We start from the raw sequence: 15,518 nt of genomic DNA, 5'->3' as shown, positions 1-15,518 counted from the left end.
TCTCGGCCACGCCCCTGCTGACGAGGAGCGCAGGAAAACGGTACGCACAAGCGGCGGGTCACTGTAGGGACTGTTATGATTGTAAATCTCGCTCGGGGTCAACGCGTCTTCACCAGCAACGCCTTTCTGGTCGACGGGGACCGCACCGTGCTCGTCGACGTCGGCAACGACTTCGACGTGGTGAGCGAAGTCCGTGACCACGTGGACGATCTCGACGCCGTCGTTCTGACTCACACGCATCCCGACCACGTCGGGAACCTCGGCGCGGTGACGGACGCCTTCGACGTCGACGTCTGGGGATACGACCCCGACTTCGCCGGCGTCGACCACGAGATCGACGACGAGGAGACGGTCACGCTCGGCGACCACGACTACGTGGCACTGCACACCCCGGGGCACAAGAACGACCACCTCTGCTTCTACTCCGAGGCGGCGGGAGTGCTGTTCGCCGGCGACCTCGTGTTCGCCAACGGCGGCTTCGGCCGGACGGACCTCGCAGAGGGCGACCGCCAACTCCTCATCAACAGCATCGAGCACCTCGTCGCCGTGATCGACGACGACCTCGAAGAACTGTACACGGGACACGGTCCGGCCGTAGTGACCAACCCGTCCCAGGACGTCGAACTCGCCCTGCAGGCCGCCCGAATGGGGTGAGTCCCTACACCGCGTCGTCCGGGTCGTGTCGGTCCATCATGCGCGCGGCTTCGTCGGCGTAGCGCTCGCGCGTCTCGGCGTCCTCGACCGGCGCGAGTTCGTCCGGATTCGCCTCGATGGCCGCCGTCACCTCCGGGGCACGGCCACCGAACCGGTTGAACGCCCGCTCTTGCTGCAGATACCGCTCGCCGTATGGCGTCGCGTAGACGATGACGAGAATGTGCGGTGAATCCGCCGAGAACGTCCGTTCGACCATCCAGACCTGCTCGGTTTCGGACTCGGACAGTTCTGCCATAGCGGAACTCGGCCGTACCGACGTATCAACCGACGGGCCGCTTCCCACACCCTGAGAACCCGTCCCTCTCAGGCCGTGCTGGCAGCATCGAACAGTGACTCGTACGCGTGCCCGTACGCGTCCGCGACCGCCGTCGGGTCCGTTCGTTCGGCCGACGACAGTGCGGGCAACTGCACCGAGTCGACGGCGTCGATGAGGTCGACGACGGCCGGGGCGCGTTCTTCGAGTTGCCCCTCGCGCGGGCCGCCGCTCGCGACCGAACAGGCCTTGACGTATCGGCTGCCCTCGTACACCCTGGCACGGCCCGGTTCGACCACTGCGACGGCGTCGGGATCGTACTCTTGCAGCGGCCGGGCGACGTTCCCGTAGGACTCGACGACTGCGCGGTCCTGCTCGCGGATTCGTCGGAGAATGCCCTCCAGTGCGACCAGATGGAGTTGCTCCATCACCTCGTTGAGTTCGTCCAGGGTGCTGACGTGGATCGCGTCGTCGAGCGGGAGGTGAGTTGCGGCGAACTCGGGGACGTCGACGGTCTCGTTGACGACGTAGTTCTCGGCGACTCTGTCGACGACGAACTCGCGGTCTTTCTGGCCCAGCATACCGGTCCCGTTGCCGGGTGACGGTCGCCAGAACCGGTGGACCGGGTTGATGTCCTCGGGATCGAACTCGCCGGCACTCGCGTCGGCGAGGCGGCGGGCGTCCTTCCCGAATAGCCGGCCCTGTTCGACGGCGTGACGGTAGTCGTCGTGGTGGAACCAGTGATCGTTCCCGGCGCGGGGTTTGAACCCGACCGCGCCGGTGTGTTCGAGGAGGCCGACGGTGAACGTCGTCTTGCCGGCGTCGACCCGGTCGGCCCCGGCGACGAGGAGCTTCATTCCTCAGCGAGTCCGTACAGCCCCGGCTCGTCCTCGCTCTGTGGCTCGGCGAAGACGAACGACTCGGCGTTGTTCACCATCCACGGGATGGTCCAGTCCAGCAGGATAGCCTCGGTCTCGGGATCGAGCTGCTGGCCCGGCTCCAGACCCTGGAAGAGGCGGGCGATCTCGTAGACGCTGTACATCTCGTCGGGATCGAGGACTTCCTCCGGGTCGCGGAAGGAAAGCGATCGCAGGTCTTCGAACTCGGACTTGGGAACTGGCATTGCCGGGCGTTGGCACCGACGGGAGTAAACCCTCCGGACTCGCCCCGAGGTGCCCGCCGGAACAGCGACTCAGGCGAGGGCGTCCCGGATCTTCTCGATCGGATGGGGCGGCCGGTCCTCGCCCGGACGGTCTCCGAGCTGGGTCCGACACGATGCGCCGGGCGCGACCACTTCCTCACCCGGACTCTCGTCGACCTGGTCGAACAGGATGCGCCCGATGGCCTTCGAGAGGTCGTAGTGTTCGGCCTCGTAGCCGAACGAGCCGGCCATGCCACAGCAGCCCGAATCCAGCTGATCGACGTCGTAGCCGGCCCGCTGGAGCGCCGCTGCGGCGTGGTGGTCCCGGTTGAGCGCCTTCTGGTTGCAGTGGCCGTGATAGGTCAGGAACTCACCGGCTCCGTCGAACTCGATGCGATCGTGGACGCGATGGGTGTGGAGGTACTCACAGACGCCGTACGCGTTCGCACCGACTGCCGCGACGTCGTCGCCGTCCAGGAGGTCCTGGTATTCGTCCTGGAACATCACGGCGTCCGAGGGCTCGACGAACAGCACCGACCAGCCGTTCTCGACTGACGGAGCGAGCGTGTCGACGTTCCGCTCGGCGCGTTCGCGAGCATCGTCCAGCAGTCCCATCGAGAACGCTGCGCGACCGCTCGGTGCCACCTCGTCAGTGTCGAGCACGCGGACGTGGACGTTCGCGGCCTCTAAGACCTCGACGGCGGCTTTCCCCGGCTTGGGGTAGCTGTAGTTCGTGAACGTGTCCGGGAAGAGCAACACCTTGTCGTCGGCCTCGTCGAGCGAGACCTGCGGCCCTCGCTCGTCGAACCAGTCGACTAGCGTCTCCCGGCGGAACGTCGGGAACGTCCGCTCGGGCGCGACGCCCAGCACCTTCTCGGCGACGAGGTCGGCACCGGGCAGTTTCTGGGCGACGTTCGAGAGCGGAGCGAACGCACTCCCGAGGGCGCTCACGCGGTCGACGTTGCCGAAGAGGCGGTCCCGGAGCGTCGTCCCCTTTTCCTCGTGGTACTGGTGTTTGACCTCGGCTTTCAGCTTCGCCAGGTCGACCCCGGTCGGGCAGTCGCTCGAACAGCCCTTGCAGCCGACACAGAGATCGAGCACTTCCTCCTGGAACCGGTCGGAGTAGATCTCCTCCTCGGGGAGTTCGCCGCTGATGGCCGCCCGGAGCATGTTCGCCCGGCCGCGAGTGGCCTGGATCTCCTCGCGGGACGCCCGGAAGGTCGGACACATCACGTCCGACCCGTGCTGGCGACAGGTCCCACAGCCGTTACACAGTTCGACGAGGTGGGAGAACCCGCCCTCGTCGGCGAAGTCGAGTTCGGTCTGCGGTTCGATCGACTGGTAGGACGGCCCGTACCGGAGGTTCTCGCGCATGTCCGCGCCGACGCCGCGGTCGCTTTCCGGACCCACGTCGGCTGCGCCGTCGCGGTAAACGACGTTGCCCGGGTGCAACAGCCACTCCGGATCGACGGCGGTCTTGATCTCCTTGAACGCCGTCCAGAGGTCGTCCCCGTACATCTTGGGGTTGAACTCCGTGCGTGCCATCCCGTCGCCGTGTTCACCGGAGAACGCGCCGTGGTGATCGAGGACGAGATCGGTCACGTCCTCGGTGATCGAGTGCATCTTCTCGATGTCGGCCTCGGTTTTGAGGTTGAGGATGGGGCGAATGTGGAGCGTGCCGCTGCCGGCGTGGGCGAAGTACGCCGCGGAGGTGTCGTGGTCTGCGAGGACGTCCTGGAACTCCTGGACGTACTCGGCGAGTTCCGCGGGGGGGACCGTCGCGTCCTCGATGAACGGGTACGGCTTGGGGTCGCCTTCCAGGCTCATGAGGAGCGGAATCGCGGCCTTCCGGAGCTTCCAGAGGTCGGTCTGGTCCTCGTCGGTGTAGGCCTCGATGACGTCGAAGGCGTCGCCCTTGTCGACGAAGTGGGCGTTCGTCTCGGCGACGGCCGCCTCGAAGTCGTCGTGGAGCTCCGAGTCGAACTCGATCATGAGCGCGGCGGCCGCGTCCTCGGGGATCGGTTCGACGTACTCCGAGTACCCGTCGGACTCGGCGGCCAGCCGGAACACCTCGTCGTCCATCAACTCGACCGCGCTCACGTCGAACTCCAGGGCCTCCGGGACCGCTCTCATCGCAGCCACCAGGTCCTCGAAACAGTACAGCGCGAGCGCCGTCTCTTCCGGAACTGTCACCAACCCGACTGTCGCCTCGACGATCACGCCGAGGGTCCCCTCGGCGCCGACGTAGAGTTTCGCGAGGTTGATGACGTCCTCGCCGTCGTCGTTCTCGTAGATGACCCGGTCGAGGTTGTAGCCGCTCACCCGTCGCTTGAGGTCGGGATAGCGTGACTCGATCTCGTCGGTGTTGTCCTCCACCAGCGACCGAACTGTCTGGTAGACGTGGGCCTCGCGGTCGTCTCTGGCGACGATCTCGTCCCACTCCTCGCTGTCGAGGACGACTTCGCGGGCGTGGAGTAACGTGCCGTCCGGGAGAACGGCCTTGACCTCCTCAGTGTAGGCGTCGGTGATGCCGTAGCGCACCGAGTGGGCTCCGGTGGAGTTGTTGCCGATGCCGCCACCGACGGTCGCCCGGCCAGAGGAGGCCGGGTCGGGGGCGAACTTCAGGCCGTGCTCGGCGAGGTGGTCGTCGAGGTCGTCCTGGACGACGCCGGGTTGAACCGTCGCGCGCTTCGCCTCGGGATCGACGTCGAGAATGCCGTCCATGTGCCGGGACATGTCGAGCACCACGCAGCCGGGTCCGACTGCCTGGCCGGCGAGTGAGGAGCCGGCTCCCCGAGGCATGATCGGGGTTTCGTGCGCTGTCGCGACTTCGACGGCAGCGCGGACGTCGTCGACGTCCGTCGGCGCGACGACGCCGGCCGGTCTGGCCTGGTAAATACTGCCGTCGGTCGCGTAGAGGATCTGTGCGTACTCGTCGAACCTCACGGCACCGTCGACGGCCTCGCGGAGATCCGCCGCGAGGTCCGTGTACTCCTCGACGGTTGCTCCTGCCTCGCGTGCGAACGCCGACGGATCGCCGGGTGGATCCGCCGGTCGAACCATCGGATCCCGATTATCAATTCCCATACTCGACACTGGGGATTGCCACCCATTAACTCTCTGGGTGTCCCAACGCGTGCACCAGACGCCCCTGACCCGGACCCACAGTGAGTGAAACGGTCGAACCCACTATATGATGGTAGCAGCAATATTGCCTTGCATTGCCAAACCTGACCGCATCGCCGCAGGACATCATCCGCATCGCGGGCACGGTGATCGTCCTCGCGCTGGCGTTCGTCACGGTCCGGCATCGACGGGAGTCCGGTGCCTGGGCGGTGACCGGACTGCTCGTCTCCATCGCGGTGTGGCTCGGCTCCTCGGTGCTATCCGCGGCCAGCGGACAGTCGCCACAGGCCGTCGTCTGGGGCAAACTCCTCTACACTGCTGCCCCGTTCGTCGTGTTGTTTCTGTTCCTGTTCGTCCTCCGGTACACGGGCAACGACGAGTACATTACACCGCGAACCCTGGCGCTTCTGGCCATCGAACCGGCCGTTGTCACCGTCGCTGTCTGGACGAATCAGTTCCATCACCTCTTCTGGCGGGACCTGCAGTTCGTCTCGGGTGGCTACTGGCACTTCCAGATGACTATGGGGCCCGTTTTCCACGCGAACGTCGCGTACTCCTATCTGCTCGTGCTGGTCGGCATCGGACTCGTGGTGCGGCTGCTTCAGGTGAGCCAGTCTCTCTATCCGGGGCAGGTGTACGCCGTGCTGGCGGCGATTCTCGCGCCGTTCGTCACCGATCTCGTGCGCCAGTTCGGCGACCTCCCGATCTCTCTGACGCCGGTCGCGTTCACGTTCAGCGGCCTCGTCGTGACGATGGCCATCTTCCGATTCAAACTGTTGGACATCTCGCCCGTCGCCCAGGACAGCGTCGTCGAAAACATTCGAGACGGGTTGTTCGTCCTCGACCGGGACGACGAGTTCGTCGAGATCAACTCGGTGGCCCGCGAGTATCTCGACCTCGAAGCCGAGCAGGTCGTCGGCAGGTCGTTCGCCGACGTGCTCACCGACTACCCCGAACTGTTCGACGAGTTCGCGGACGAGACGGACAAGGAAAGCGAGGTACGCGTCCGGACCGCAGACAGCGAGCGATTCTTCCACGTGCAGGTGACGCCGTTGACCGACCACCGCGACGAGCTGATCGGCCGCCAGTTCCTGATACACGACGTTACCGAGCGAGTTGCGCGAAAACGGGAACTCGAACGGCAGAACGAACAACTCGACCGGTTCGCGAGCGTCGTGAGCCACGACCTGCGCAATCCGCTCAACGTCGCGAGCGGACGGGTGGAACTGTTACGCGAAGAGATCGACGATCAGCACGGCCACGTCGACGCGATCCAGCAGTCCCACTACCGCATGGAGCGATTGATCGACGACATGCTGACGCTGGCTCGTGACGGACAGACAATCTCGGAGACGGAGCGCGTGTCGCTCCCGTCAGTCGCGAACGCTGCCTGGGAGAACGTGACGACGCGAGACGCGACGCTGACTCTCGGGACCGCCCTCAGCCTGGAAGCCGACGAGGCGCGGCTCTGCCGCCTGTTCGAGAACCTGTTCCGGAACGCCGTCGAACACAGTTCTACGGCCCCTCAGTCGCAGGCTCCTGAGGACGCCGTCGAGCGCGGATCGACGAGTCTGACCATCGAAATCGGAGCGCTCACTGGACCCGCGGACCGACGGCCTGTCGGCTTCTACGTCGCCGACGACGGCCCCGGCATTCCACCCGAGCAGCGCGACCGGGTCCTTGAGGACGGGTTCACGACTGACGACGACGGTACCGGGTTGGGGCTGTCGATCGTCGCGAGCATCGTCGACGCCCATGGCTGGACGATCGACGTGACGGAGAGCGACCAGGGCGGCGCGCGGTTCGAGATCCGCGACGTGACCTCTGCCAGGCAGGCCGAGCGAGCAGCCGAGCACTCGTCGTGAGAGCGCCGTCGCTGGCGGACCGAGCGCGAAAGAAGTGTGCTGTTTGACGACTGGGCTGCTTACTCGTGTTTCGAGACCGTGTTCTGGTACTGCTCTTCGACGTTGTCCCAGTCGACGACCTCGAAGAACGCGTCGATGAAGCTGCCGCGGTCCGGGCCGTAGTCGTAGTAGTAGGAGTGCTCCCAGACGTCGAGTGCCAGGATCGGATGGGCGCCCCAGAGCGCACCCTGGTCGTGCTTGTCGACCACGACGTTGCGCAGTTGCTTGGCGACGGGGTCGTACACGAGCAGGGCCCACCCACCGGCAGCGCCGGCAGCGGCCTTGAACTCGCCCTTCCAGCCCTCGTAGGAGCCGAAGTCCTCCTCGATGCGGTCAGCGAGTTCACCGGACGGCTCGCCGCCGCCGTTGGGGTCCATGTTCTCCCAGAACAGCGTGTGGAGATAGTGACCACAGCCGTTGTGGGTGACGTTCCCGATGGCGGCTGCAGACGAGCTGAAGTCGCCGTTCTCGCGGTTCTCCGCGAGGGTCTCCTCGGCGCTTTCGAGACCGTTGACGTAGCCCTGATGGTGGGTGTCGTGATGCCATTCGAGCACCTGCTGACTGATCGAGGGCTCGAGGGCGTCGTAATCGTACGGCAGTGGCGGCAGTTCGGGTTCAGATTTCTCGGGCATGCGTAATTCCTCCAGACAGAGAGTCGGCTGGACACCTGTTAAAGGTTTAGAAGGCGGCCTTTATCGTGCAATAACCGGCCCTCACGTAACTGATCGTGGCTAGTTCCCCGCCACTGGATTCGACCAGTCGGCACGAGAACGGTGCGGGGGTCGACGGCGCAATCGTGGCATCTCGCTGTCATTCGTCCGCGACTGCTGCCTGGGGTGGAACCGTCGGAACCTCGACGCGGACGACCGTCCCTCGCTCCGCTCGGGACTCGACGCTGACCGATCCACCCATCGTCTGGACGCCCCAGTTGACGAGCCACAGGCCCAGGCCGTTGGAGTGTTTCAGTGGGGTCTCGTCGCCACGCCGCAGCACCGCGCGCTCCTCGTCGGGAATCCCCGGCCCGTTGTCTCGTACGTCGACGGTCGCGGTGTCGGCGTCGAGCGTGACGTCGACGGTGACGCGTGGCTCGTCGGCGTCGTTGTGCTTGGCGGCGTTCTCGATGAGGTTTCGCAGGACCGAGCCGATCGTTCGCGGCACGAGGCGATCGGTGTCGGGACAGGACAGTTCGAAGGTGACCCCGGGGTGTGCGTCTCGTGCGCGATCGACTTCGATCTCCACGATGTCCGAGATCTCGATCGGGGGCCCGTCCTGATCGTCGTTCAACATCTGGTCGATCTCGCGGGCTTTGTTGCCCAGGTTGACCATCGTCATGGCCTTCTCCTGAATCCGGTCGACCGCGTCGCCGTCGTCCAGTTGGTCCGCGTAGCCGTACACGACGTTCATCTCGTTGCGGAGGTTGTGACGGAGGACTCGGTTCAACACGTCCAGTTGTTTGACGCGGTTGCGCCGGTTAGTCACGTCGTGAATCGAGACGACGGCCCCGCGCTGGCGGTCGTCACGCAGCCCGGTCATGCTCAGTTCGTAGTAGTGGGTGCCGTTCGCCCGGTCGAATTCGACCGTTTCGCAGTGATCGGGGTCGTCGGCCGTCCGTAACCGCTCGTACGCCGGGACGATCTCGCCCGCCGGGGCGTCGATGACCGCCGAATCGGAACAGTCCAGGATCGACGCCGCCTGGCGGTTGATGTCGACGATGCGGTCGTTCGCGTCCACGACGACGACGCCGTCGTCCATGCTCTCGATGACCGTCTCCCTGGCGATGCGGCTCGTGACCGGCAGCGCGTCGAGGAGCTTGAACTGCGTGAGAGCCGCGATCCCGGTCGCCCCGGAGATGAGAAACATGAACGGCGTCGGATCGAAGTTCCGCACCGGGGAGAGCCCGGAGATGAAGACGACGTTGCCCGCCCACGGCGCGAGGACGGTAATGAGCAGTGCCACCGCCTGGGTTCGGTAGAGTGCGCTCGCCTCGCCGATGAGTTGGAGCATCAACAGCGTCCCGACCCCCATGAGCACGTACGCATATGCGGTGTACACCCAGAACCACGGACCGGTGGACAGTTCGACGATGCTGACGTCCCCGTAGACGTGGACCGCTCGCGACGCGTACACCAGGCCGTGACTGTCCGTCGTCATCGCCAGGACGAACGTGACGACCGGAATCACCGCCAGCAGCGCAACGGTCCGCTTCGTGAGGTACTCGTCGCGGCTCGTGTATTCGAGCGCGAACAGGATCCAGGCCAGCGGAATCACGATCAGGCCGGCCCATTCGAGTTTGTGCAGGAGCAACCGACGCGCCGCGTCGAGCGTGAACAACCCGATCGACGACGTCGCCACCCACCAGGTGCCCGCTGCCATCAAGACCGCAAATGGCTCGGCCCCTGCCTTGGGCCGCTGGCGCCACGCCAGCACCGTCAACGCCGCGGCCGCAGTGATCGACCCCCAGACGAGGGCAAAGGACAGAAGCGGGCTCACCATGGTCAAAGAGACAACGTATCTAACACCTGTTCACTCTTTATTCATAAGATAACCGGTAGGTTATGACAGCCTACTAACTGGACGTGCGACCGAGCGAACGGGTTACTCGCCGTCGCGTGCGTGCTCGAACATCTCGATCGCTCGCTCCCTGCGCTCGCTGTGTTCGACGATCGGATCGGGATACTCCGGTGCGGCTTTCCGGCGCTGCGTCGGGGAGAGTGACGGCCAGTCGTGGATCAGGTCGGGGTCGACCCCCCGGAGTTCGGGGACGTATGTCGTGATGTAGTCCGCGTGTGGGTCGTAGCGTTCCCCCTGGGTCATCGGGTTGAAGATGCGGAAGTACGGCTGGGCGTCGGTCCCGGTCGAGGCGGCCCACTGCCAGCCGCCGTTGTCGTTGCCCGTGTCGTGATCGACGAGTTTCTCGCGGAACCAGTCGTACCCGCGCTGCCAGTCGACGAGCAGGTCCTTTGTCAGGAAGGAGGCGACGATCATCCGAACGCGGTTGTGCATGTAGGCCTCCTCGCGGAGCTGGCGCATCCCGGCGTCGACGATGGGATACCCCGTTTCACCCGCTTTCCAGGCGGCCAGCGCCTCCGGGTCGTCTCGCCACTCGATGGGCCGGGCGTACTCCTTGTAGTTCGCCGTGACGACGCTCGGGTTGTAGAAGAGCACCTGCGTGTAGAACTCCCGCCAGGCCAGTTGCTCCTGGAACGCTTCGACCGATTGCCGTCTCGCCTCGGCGTCGCCGACGCCCTCTGCGTTGACGTCGACGCTTTCCGCGTCGGCTTTCGCGGACTCGGTCGCGGCGTACACCTCGCGGATCCCGATAGTGCCCCACTTGAGGTGTGCCGAGAGCCGGGACGTGCAGTCGTCAGCGGGGTAGTCTCGCCGCTCGTCGTAGCGATAGACGTCCTCGGCACAGAACTCGCCGAGCCGACGCCGGGCGGCCTCGGGACTCGCCTCCGGGACGGTCGCCTCGGGGTGCTCGAAGCCGAGGTCGTCGAGCGTGGGGATCGGTTCCGCGTCGGTGAACGCGTAGAGGGCGTCTTCGTCCGGCGGATCGACGGGGGCGTCTTTCTCCCGGTCGTGCCACTTTCGGCCGTAGTAGGTGAACACCGAGTACGGCTCCCCGTCGGTAGTCGTGATGGCACCCGGCTCGTGATGGACGGCGTCGTGGACGCTTTTGCGCGCCACGTCTTCGTCGGCGAGCGCGGAGCGAACGTCGATGTCGCGGTGGCGGGCGAGCCCGGAGTAGTCCTTTCCCCACGTCACGCCGTCGGCGTCGTACTCCGCAGCCAGGTCGGGGAGCACGCCCGACGGATCGCCGTCTGTGACGAGGAGATCGCTGCCGCGGTCGCGATACCAGTCGCGCAGCGACTGGAGCGCGTCGAGCATGAACGCGACGCGCGGCGGCCCAGCGTGAGCGAGGACGTCGCGATCGAAGACGAACACCGGGAGCACGCCGCGGTCGTCGGGGTCGTCAGCGGCCGCCTCGACGGCCGCGTCGAGACCGAGATTGTCACCACCGCGGAGGTCGCGTCGGTGCCAGTGGATGCGCATACTCGGTGAGTCGCCCCCAACGGACCTGAATCCAGTGCCCAACCTGTGGGGTATCGGGTACTGTCAGCGCTCAGAGTGGATTCCTCACGCGAGTAAATCGAGGGAGAAGGGGTATCAGCCCGTTTCAGACGAGCTGCGTCGCGGTTACCGGCCCCGTTCCGTCACTCCGACGGCGTCCCGCTCTGCTGCTGGAGCCGTGATTTGACCTGCTGGAAGTCTTCTTCGGCCAGGAGGGCGCTCACTTCCTCGTAGGAGAGCGTTCCGAGGAGCGCGCTCGGGGAGCCCGACACCAGAAAGACGCCGAACTGATCGAGGGAGTCGTCGATGGTGAGGTCAGACTCGTCGCTGAGCCGGTTCTCGAAGGTGGTTGCGACCTCCCCAGTCATCTCTTCCTGAATGCGCTGCATCTCCTGCTGTGCTTCCTGCCGACTCATGTTCCCGCTCTGTACCTGTGACTGGACCTCCATCTGCTGTTGCTGGAGCTCCTGTTGATCGGGCTGGACCTGCACCGCCACCCTGTCGCCGTCACCGGTACTGCCGTCGTCGGTCCCGTCGGCGGTCGTCTCGCTCCCCGACTGGAGCGCGTTACAGCCGGCGATCGAGAGAGCTGTTCCCGTTCCCGCGAGTTGCATAAACCGTCTCCGGCCTGTGCTGTCGACCATTCGCTCGGAATTGCGAAGCGGTCCGGATAAGTGTTGGTTTTCCGTCTACTGACAGCGGACCGAACAGAACGCTCGTTCTACGGCCTCCGGCGTCACCACGGCGTCGTTCGCAACCGGAGACTCCCGAGCACGCCAACGCTTATTCGAGCGGTGGCGAAACACGGGCGCATGTCAGATCTGTTCGACCTCTCGGGACGAGTCGCGGTCGTCACCGGCGGGAGTCGTGGTATCGGTCGGGCCATCGCAGAGGAGATGGCCGCCGCCGGCGCGGCCGTCGTGCCTGCGTCACGGAGCGCCGACGCCGTCACCCAGGTCGCAAGCGACATCCGGGACGCTGGTGGCACCGCTCACGGCGCCACGGTCGACGTGGCCGACCCCGAGAGCGTCGATAGCCTCATGGACGAAGTCGTGGACACGTTCGACGGCGTCGACGTCGTGGTGAACAACGCCGGCGTGAACCCGGACGACGCGCTCGGTCGCCCGGAAGACGTCACGCAGTCCGGGTTCGAACAGACCGTCGCGGTCAACCTCGAGGGCGCGTTCACCTGTGCGCGAACGGCCGCTCCGTACTTGCAGGCGAGCGATCACGGATCGCTCATCAACGTCGCGAGCGTCGGCGGACTGGTCGGCCTCCCGCGACAACACCCGTACGTTGCGAGCAAACACGGCGTCGTGGGCCTCACCAAGAGCATGGCGCTGGACTGGGCACCGGACGTGCGCGTCAACGCCGTCGCCCCGGGCTACGTCGCCACCGACCTCATCGAGGACGCGCTGAACACCGAATCCGTTCGCCAGTCCCTGCTCGACCAGACGCCTCTGAACCGATTCGCCGAGCCTTCGGAGATCGCCGGCCCCGCCATCTTCCTGGCGAGCGACGCTGCATCGTTCGTCACTGGTTCCACCCTCAGCGTGGATGGCGGCTGGACCTGCCGGTAACTCCTGTACGCTTCTTACACTGTTAGGAACCTTCTCAGAATCAGCAACTACTGGTAGGTTCCAGGACAAGTTATTTGAACGGTTGCGTCGTTAGCAGTTGTAGCATGTCAGAAGAGGCCGTACTACTCGACGTCGAGGACGAGATCGCCACGATCACGCTGAACAACCCGGAGATGCGGAACGCGTTGACCGGGGACATCTCTTCCGGTATCGTCGACGCGCTCGACGAGATCGATGACACCGACGCCCGCTGTGTGGTCATCGAAGGCGCTGGCGACGCGTTTTCCGCCGGCGGAGACATCAATTCGATGATGGAGGGACTGGCCGGGGAGACGGAACCCTACGAGAAAGTCGAGGTCGTCGAGGAGACCGGCGCTGCGCTCCAGGAAGTCTACGAGTTTTCCCTGCCGGTCATCGCGAAAATCGACGGGACGGCGTTCGGCGCAGGAGCGAACCTCGCCATCGCCTGCGACACGCAGATCGCCAGCGAGGGCTCGAAGATCAGTTTCGGCTTCCGGCAGGTCGGCCTCGCCGTCGACTCCGGGACGTCGTATTTCCTCCCCCGCATCGTCGGCGAGAACAAGGCCAAAGAACTCGTGTTCACCGGTGAGATGCTCGGCGCGAACGAGGCCCACCGGCTCGGCATCTTCACGAAGGTCTTCGACGACGACGAGTTCGAGGCCCAGGCCGAAGAATACGTCGACCGGATCGCCTCCGGGCCGACCATCGCCCTGAAAACCTCGAAGCGACTCATCCGCCAGGGTCTCCAGAGCGACATCGACCAGGCGATGACCAACGAAGCCGCCGGCCAGACTGCCGTCTTCGCCACCCAGGATCACGAGGAGGGTGCCACTGCCTTCATGGAGCAGCGAGACGCCGAGTTCGAAGGCGAATAATTACGTCATCTGTAGAACATTGGATTCTAACGACAGTTGTTAGCCTCTGCAACATTTCCCAATCCATTGTAAGGTATAGGGGCGTTTTCTGGGAACGATGGTTGGCTTTGCCGCAACTATTTTAACCAGTAGAATCATACTGGTACTTGATGACAAATCTCGTCGCAGACATTGCCGACACGGCAGCGGAGATGCCCGAGAACGTCGCGCTTTCCTTCGCCGGTCAGGACGTTCCGTACGCCGCGTTCTGGGCGCGTGTCGGGCAGTTCGCGCGGGGGCTGGCCGACGCCGGCGTCGAACCGGGCGACAGGGTCGGCATCTACCTGCCGAACCTCCCGCAGTACGTGACGGCGTTCCACGGCGTTCTCCGTGCCGGGGGGATCGTCGTCCCGATGAACCCCCAGTACAAGTCCCGGGAGATCAGTCACCTGCTCGCCGACAGCGAGGCATCTGTCGTCGTGACGCTGTCGGACCTCGTCCCGTTCGTTCAGGAAGTGCGGGACGAAACGGCGGTCGAAACGGTCGTCTCCGTCAACGGTGAGGCCGACGGGGCCGTCACCTTCGAGGAGTTCCTGGCCGACGAGGTACTCGACGTGGTCGACCGCGCTGACGACGACGTGGCCGTCCAACCGTACACCTCTGGGACGACGGGAACGCCCAAAGGCGTCCTGCTCACCCACGAGAACCTCGCCTGGGACGCCCGCGCGACGGCGGACCTGATGCCCGGTGGCGTGAAGGAAGACGACATGTTCCTCGGCGTGCTGCCGCTGTTCCACATCTACGGGATGACGGTCACGATGATCGCCACGCTGTTCGAGGGCGGTGGCTACCGTCCGGTCCCGGAGTGGGACGCCCAACAGGCCGCCGACATCATCGAATCCGAGGGCATCACGGTCATGCACGGCGTCCCCGCGATGTTCAACGACCTCGTCAATCAGCCCAACGCCGACGAGTTCGACCTCTCGTCGCTCCGGTTCGCGAACTCCGGCGGCTCGAGCCTGCCGATCGAAGTGATGGAGCGGTTCGAGGACCTGTTCGATGTCGAGCTCTTCGAGGGCTACGGACTCACGGAGACGGCGCCGGTCACGCACGCGAACCAGCCCGGTGAGCGTCGACCCGGGAGCATCGGTCGACCGCTCGACGGCGTGGAGGCGAAGATCGTCGACGGCAACTTCGACGAAGTGGCGCCGGTCCCCGAAGGCCCGGTCGACGAGGAAGAGACCGACCTGGACGAGATCACTGGCGAACTCGTGGTCTCCGGTCCGAACGTGATGAAGGGGTATTACAACCTCCCCGAGGCCAACGAGGGCGCGTTCACCGAGGCAGCGGGCAAGCGGTGGTTCCACACGGGCGACATCGGCTACCACGACGAGGACGGCTACTTCTTCGTCGTCGACCGCGAGAAGCACATGATCGTCACCGGCGGGTACAACGTCTACCCCCGCGAGGTCGAGGAACTCCTCTTCGAGCACGAAGACGTCGCCGACGCGGCCGTCGTCGGCATCGAGGACGAACGCCGCGGCGAGACGGTCAAGGCCTTCGTCGTTCCCACCCCCGGTGCCGAGGCGACGCCCGAAGACGTCAAGCAGTACTGTCTCGACAACCTCGCGGAGTACAAGCATCCCCGTGAGGTCGAGTTCGTCGACGAACTCCCCCGCACGACCACTGGGAAAGTCCAGAAGTTCGAGCTGCGCGAGGACGCGGCCGAGTAACTGCAGTCGACTGGCAGTCAGTACGGTCCTGCTGAACGTCCGTTTTCTTCTCGTGGTGGACTGGCGGAGCGGTGGTGTCACCCCCAGGAGTGACACCGGTTATATGGCGACGGCGTTCCAC

Annotated in this window: 13 protein-coding genes; 5 read left to right on the top strand and 8 right to left on the bottom strand. The window is 65.2% G+C overall.

The window, feature by feature from the left end; all coding sequences use genetic code 11:
• The first annotated feature begins 75 nt into the window (after positions 1 to 75).
• Positions 76 to 654, top strand: a complete 579-nt coding sequence (locus MU553_RS01300) for an MBL fold metallo-hydrolase (protein ID WP_247373722.1) — start codon at positions 76 to 78, stop codon at positions 652 to 654.
• A 4-nt stretch (positions 655 to 658) separates the two neighbouring features.
• Here the strand turns inward: MU553_RS01300 and MU553_RS01295 are convergent, their stop codons facing one another.
• From MU553_RS01295 to MU553_RS01280, 4 genes are all read right to left on the bottom strand, one after another.
• A complete protein-coding gene (locus MU553_RS01295; protein WP_247373720.1) occupies positions 659 to 949 on the bottom strand; it encodes a DUF7967 family protein in 291 nt (96 codons plus the stop codon).
• 68 nt (positions 950 to 1,017) lie between these two features.
• Positions 1,018 to 1,824: an ATPase gene (locus MU553_RS01290; protein WP_247373717.1), complete on the bottom strand. Its 807-nt coding sequence runs from the start codon at positions 1,822 to 1,824 to the stop codon at positions 1,018 to 1,020.
• Positions 1,821 to 2,090 carry a DUF5827 family protein gene (locus MU553_RS01285; protein WP_247373715.1) on the bottom strand — a complete coding sequence of 90 codons (270 nt, stop codon included), beginning with the start codon at positions 2,088 to 2,090 and terminating at the stop codon, positions 1,821 to 1,823. The genes MU553_RS01290 and MU553_RS01285 overlap by 4 nt, the downstream gene beginning before the upstream one ends.
• 69 nt (positions 2,091 to 2,159) lie before the next feature.
• Complete coding sequence (locus MU553_RS01280) at positions 2,160 to 5,195, bottom strand: FAD-binding and (Fe-S)-binding domain-containing protein (protein WP_247373712.1); 3,036 nt, start codon at positions 5,193 to 5,195, stop codon at positions 2,160 to 2,162.
• 134 nt (positions 5,196 to 5,329) lie between these two features.
• On the opposite strand from MU553_RS01280, the gene MU553_RS01275 reads away from it, so the two are divergent.
• Complete coding sequence (locus MU553_RS01275; protein ID WP_247373699.1) at positions 5,330 to 7,099, top strand: histidine kinase N-terminal 7TM domain-containing protein; 1,770 nt, start codon at positions 5,330 to 5,332, stop codon at positions 7,097 to 7,099.
• 59 nt (positions 7,100 to 7,158) lie between these two features.
• Here the strand turns inward: MU553_RS01275 and sod are convergent, their stop codons facing one another.
• The 4 genes from sod to MU553_RS01255 all read right to left on the bottom strand — a co-directional run bounded on the left by sod (position 7,159) and on the right by MU553_RS01255 (position 11,853).
• Entirely contained in the window at positions 7,159 to 7,770 is a 612-nt protein-coding gene (gene sod, locus MU553_RS01270) for a superoxide dismutase (RefSeq protein WP_247373687.1), read from the bottom strand.
• Between the two features lie 178 nt (positions 7,771 to 7,948).
• Positions 7,949 to 9,631: a histidine kinase N-terminal 7TM domain-containing protein gene (locus MU553_RS01265; protein ID WP_247373684.1), complete on the bottom strand. Its 1,683-nt coding sequence runs from the start codon at positions 9,629 to 9,631 to the stop codon at positions 7,949 to 7,951.
• Positions 9,632 to 9,733: 102 nt separating this feature from the next.
• On the bottom strand, positions 9,734 to 11,191 hold the full coding sequence (locus MU553_RS01260) for a cryptochrome/photolyase family protein (protein WP_247373682.1): 1,458 nt from the start codon (positions 11,189 to 11,191) through the stop codon (positions 9,734 to 9,736).
• 161 nt (positions 11,192 to 11,352) lie between these two features.
• Positions 11,353 to 11,853 carry a hypothetical protein gene (locus MU553_RS01255; protein WP_247373680.1) on the bottom strand — a complete coding sequence of 167 codons (501 nt, stop codon included), beginning with the start codon at positions 11,851 to 11,853 and terminating at the stop codon, positions 11,353 to 11,355.
• Positions 11,854 to 12,021: 168 nt separating this feature from the next.
• Here MU553_RS01255 and MU553_RS01250 point away from each other — a divergent pair, with 168 nt between their 5' ends.
• From MU553_RS01250 to MU553_RS01240, 3 genes are all read left to right on the top strand, one after another.
• On the top strand, positions 12,022 to 12,789 hold the full coding sequence (locus tag MU553_RS01250) for an SDR family NAD(P)-dependent oxidoreductase (protein WP_247373678.1): 768 nt from the start codon (positions 12,022 to 12,024) through the stop codon (positions 12,787 to 12,789).
• 104 nt (positions 12,790 to 12,893) lie between these two features.
• The gene (locus MU553_RS01245) at positions 12,894 to 13,685 is read left to right on the top strand and encodes an enoyl-CoA hydratase/isomerase family protein (protein ID WP_247373676.1); all 792 of its coding nucleotides are present in this window, start codon (positions 12,894 to 12,896) and stop codon (positions 13,683 to 13,685) included.
• Between the two features lie 149 nt (positions 13,686 to 13,834).
• On the top strand, positions 13,835 to 15,397 hold the full coding sequence (locus MU553_RS01240; protein ID WP_247373674.1) for a long-chain-fatty-acid--CoA ligase: 1,563 nt from the start codon (positions 13,835 to 13,837) through the stop codon (positions 15,395 to 15,397).
• Positions 15,398 to 15,518: the final 121 nt, after the last annotated feature.

It is taken from the genome of Halorientalis brevis, from assembly GCF_023077655.1.
The sequence above is the reverse complement of the archived record's forward strand: the minus strand, read 5'-3'. Positions and strand labels throughout refer to the sequence as shown.

Bases quoted from the DNA above. Each gene is read 5' to 3' on its own strand.
- MU553_RS01300 (WP_247373722.1), top strand. From the start codon at position 76: ATGATTGTAAATCTCGCTCGGGGTCAACGCGTCTTCACCAGCAACGCC.
- MU553_RS01295 (WP_247373720.1), bottom strand. From the start codon at position 949: ATGGCAGAACTGTCCGAGTCCGAAACCGAGCAGGTCTGGATGGTCGAA.
- MU553_RS01290 (WP_247373717.1), bottom strand. From the start codon at position 1,824: ATGAAGCTCCTCGTCGCCGGGGCCGACCGGGTCGACGCCGGCAAGACG.
- MU553_RS01285 (WP_247373715.1), bottom strand. From the start codon at position 2,090: ATGCCAGTTCCCAAGTCCGAGTTCGAAGACCTGCGATCGCTTTCCTTC.
- MU553_RS01280 (WP_247373712.1), bottom strand. From the start codon at position 5,195: ATGGGAATTGATAATCGGGATCCGATGGTTCGACCGGCGGATCCACCC.
- sod (WP_247373687.1), bottom strand. From the start codon at position 7,770: ATGCCCGAGAAATCTGAACCCGAACTGCCGCCACTGCCGTACGATTAC.
- MU553_RS01265 (WP_247373684.1), bottom strand. From the start codon at position 9,631: ATGGTGAGCCCGCTTCTGTCCTTTGCCCTCGTCTGGGGGTCGATCACT.
- MU553_RS01260 (WP_247373682.1), bottom strand. From the start codon at position 11,191: ATGCGCATCCACTGGCACCGACGCGACCTCCGCGGTGGTGACAATCTC.
- MU553_RS01255 (WP_247373680.1), bottom strand. From the start codon at position 11,853: ATGGTCGACAGCACAGGCCGGAGACGGTTTATGCAACTCGCGGGAACG.
- MU553_RS01250 (WP_247373678.1), top strand. From the start codon at position 12,022: ATGTCAGATCTGTTCGACCTCTCGGGACGAGTCGCGGTCGTCACCGGC.
- MU553_RS01245 (WP_247373676.1), top strand. From the start codon at position 12,894: ATGTCAGAAGAGGCCGTACTACTCGACGTCGAGGACGAGATCGCCACG.
- MU553_RS01240 (WP_247373674.1), top strand. From the start codon at position 13,835: ATGACAAATCTCGTCGCAGACATTGCCGACACGGCAGCGGAGATGCCC.